We start from the raw sequence: 455 nt of genomic DNA on the forward strand, positions 1-455 counted from the left end.
TTCATGTAATCGAAGGTTGACGTTTGCGTCCACGTATCGGAGTAACCGCCCACTTCTACATCATGGCCACCCGAGTAACTGCATTGGTAGGTGGGACCGAGAACCTCAGGAACAGCGGCGGTATACCCCGGCTGTCCTGCGGTACCCGAAGCTGGAACAGCGGGTGTCTTCACATACGTACCGTTTAACGTCGTAACGGTTTCCACGAATGTAGCGCCTGATACATCCGTCGCTGTTCGTGCGGGCCCACAAGCTGGCGCAACATCTCGTACAATAGATCCGGTAGTCGGCGCTATATACTGACCACTTTTTACTTTATTAAACGAGGACGTATACGTCCTCGTTGCTGTAGCAGAAGGGACATACTCCGTTACGATGTCCACTATAAATTCTGAACCACCGGATGCAAAATACAGATTATGCGTCGTCGGCGTACCCGCCATCGCTTCAAAGGT

Annotated in this window: 1 protein-coding gene; it reads right to left on the bottom strand. The window is 51.9% G+C overall.

Annotated elements, in window-relative coordinates; translation table 11 throughout:
- A partial coding sequence (locus FGT79_RS31510) for a hypothetical protein (RefSeq protein ID WP_212758675.1) occupies positions 1-455 on the bottom strand: 455 nt, incomplete at both ends.

This window comes from Paenibacillus sinopodophylli (genome assembly GCF_005930355.1).
In the GTDB taxonomy this organism is placed as follows: Bacteria; Bacillota; Bacilli; order Paenibacillales; family Paenibacillaceae; genus Pristimantibacillus; species Pristimantibacillus sinopodophylli.